This is a genomic window from Komagataeibacter kakiaceti JCM 25156, assembly GCF_000613305.1.
The window spans coordinates 1-2,417 of record NZ_BAIO01000361.1 but is presented as its reverse complement, the minus strand read 5'-3'; the positions used below and the strand labels follow the sequence as shown (position 1 = coordinate 2,417).

The following is a 2,417-nucleotide window of genomic DNA, read 5'->3' as shown; positions in this document are numbered from 1 at the left end:
GCCAACTGACCTGGCCGCGCGGCCCGGTTCAGGGTCAATGCCCCCGCACCTGGTGCCGGGGCATTTTTTATTTTTTCCGTCACGCCGCATCGTAGCCTTTGCAGCGTGGGCGCAAGCAGTGTAGGAAGGCCATCCATGACGCGGTTTGTATTCATCACCGGCGGCGTGGTGTCCTCCCTCGGCAAAGGCATCGCTTCGGCTGCCCTTGCTGCCCTGCTTCAGGCCCGTGGTTATCGGGTCCGGTTGCGCAAGCTTGATCCCTATCTGAATGTCGATCCGGGGACGATGAGCCCCTATCAGCACGGCGAGGTTTTCGTAACTGACGACGGCGCGGAAACGGATCTCGATCTTGGCCATTACGAGCGTTTTACCGGCGTGCACGCCACGCGGGCCGATAACGCCACCACGGGCCAGATCTATTCCGGCGTGATCGCGCGCGAACGCCGTGGCGATTATCTGGGCGCGACCGTGCAGGTCATTCCCCACATTACCGATTCGATCAAGGAAACGATCGTCGCGGATACCGACGACGTGGATTTCGTGCTGGTCGAGATCGGCGGCACGGTTGGCGATATCGAAAGCCTCCCCTTCCTTGAATCCATCCGGCAGTTGCGTAACGACCTCGCACCCGGCCAGACCATGTTCATCCACCTGACCCTGCTGCCATGGATCGCGGCGGCGGGAGAGCTGAAGACCAAGCCCACGCAGCATTCCGTCAAGGAACTGCAGAATGTCGGCATCCAGCCGCAGATGCTCGTCTGCCGGTCGGACCGGGAAATTCCCGAGACCGAACGCCGCAAGATCGCCAGCTTCTGCAACGTGCGCCCCGAAGCCGTGATCGCCGCGCGCGATGTGGACACAATCTACGCCTGCCCCATCTCCTACCACCGCGAGGGCATGGATACCGAAGTGCTGCGCCATTTCGGCCTGCCTACCACGCCCGATCCCGACCTTTCGCGCTGGGAGAAGATCGTGGACGCCGTGCGCCGCCCGGACCGGGAGGTGCTGGTGACGGTGGTGGGCAAATACACCGCCCTGCTCGACAGCTACAAATCCCTGATCGAGGCGCTCCAGCACGGGGGCATCGCCAACCGCGCCCGCGTCCGGCTGAACTGGGTCGAGGCGGAAAGTTTCGAGAAATCGGACGACGCCGTGCAGGCGCTGGCCCATAGCGATGCCATTCTGGTGCCCGGCGGGTTTGGCGAACGTGGATCGGAAGGCAAGATCCGCGCCGTGAAATTCGCGCGTGAAAACAATATCCCGTTCATGGGTATCTGTTTTGGCATGCAGATGGCGGTGATCGAATGCGCGCGCAATCTGGCGGGGATCGCCGATGCGTCCTCGACCGAATTCGGGCCGACGGAACAGCCGCTGGTCGGTCTCATGACTGAATGGGCGCGGGGCAATGAACTGCTGCGCCGGCGCGAGGGCGGTGAAATGGGCGGCACCATGCGCCTTGGCGCCTACCCCGCCAGATTGGCGGAAGGGTCGCGCGCGGCGGAGGCCTATGGCCGCACCGAAATCCGTGAACGTCACCGCCACCGTTACGAGGTCAATGTCCATTACCGCGAGCAGCTTGAAAAGACGGGTATGCGTTTTTCGGGCATGTCACCGGACGGCATCCTGCCCGAAGTCGTGGAATACCCCGATCACCCGTGGTTCATCGCGGTGCAGTACCATCCTGAGCTGCTGTCCAAGCCGTTCGATCCGCACCCGCTGTTCTCCGGCTTTATCGGGGCGGCCGTAACCAAGGCGGCCAAAAAGTAATGGCGACCCACCGCGCGGTTACCATTGGCCCGCTTCAGGTTGGCAATCTTGCCCCGTTCGTGCTGATCGCGGGGCCATGCCAGATTGAATCCGCCGCCCATGCCCTGGAAGTTGCTGATGCACTGCATGGCATGGCGGCCCGGCTTGGCATCGGGCTGATCTATAAAAGCTCGTTCGACAAAGCCAACCGCACCAGCGTCACGGGCGCGCGCGGCGTGGGCATGGCGCAGGGGTTGGATATTCTGGGCCAGGTGCGTGAACGCTTTGGCGTTCCCGTGCTGACGGATGTGCACCTGCCCGACCAGTGCGCCGCCGTGGCCGAGACGGTGGACGTGTTGCAGATCCCGGCCTTCCTGTGCCGCCAGACCGACCTGCTTCTGGCGGCGGGTGAGACGGGGGCCGCCATCAACATCAAGAAAGGGCAGTTCCTGGCCCCGTGGGACATGACGAATGTCGCCGCCAAGGTGGCCTCCACCGGCAATGAGCGGATCATGCTGTGCGAACGCGGCACGTCATTTGGCTACAACACGCTGGTCAATGACATGCGCGCCCTGCCCATCATGGCGGGAACGGGTTACCCCGTAATCTATGACGCCACCCATTCCGTGCAGCAGCCGGGGGGGGCTGGGTTCGGCATCTGGCGGCCAGCG

The 2,417-nt window shown here is 63.3% G+C and carries 1 protein-coding gene and 1 pseudogene; both read left to right on the top strand.

Features of this window, described 5'->3' with window-relative positions; translation table 11 throughout:
- Positions 1-135: 135 nt before the first annotated feature.
- A complete protein-coding gene (locus JCM25156_RS13760; protein WP_025813534.1) occupies positions 136-1,767 on the top strand; it encodes a CTP synthase in 1,632 nt (543 codons plus the stop codon).
- Positions 1,767-2,417, top strand: a pseudogene (kdsA, locus tag JCM25156_RS24525) (3-deoxy-8-phosphooctulonate synthase); the annotation flags it as partial. The gene JCM25156_RS13760 and the pseudogene kdsA, both read left to right, overlap by 1 nt.

Bases quoted from the DNA above. Each gene is read 5' to 3' on its own strand.
- JCM25156_RS13760 (WP_025813534.1), top strand. From the start codon at position 136: ATGACGCGGTTTGTATTCATCACCGGCGGCGTGGTGTCCTCCCTCGGC.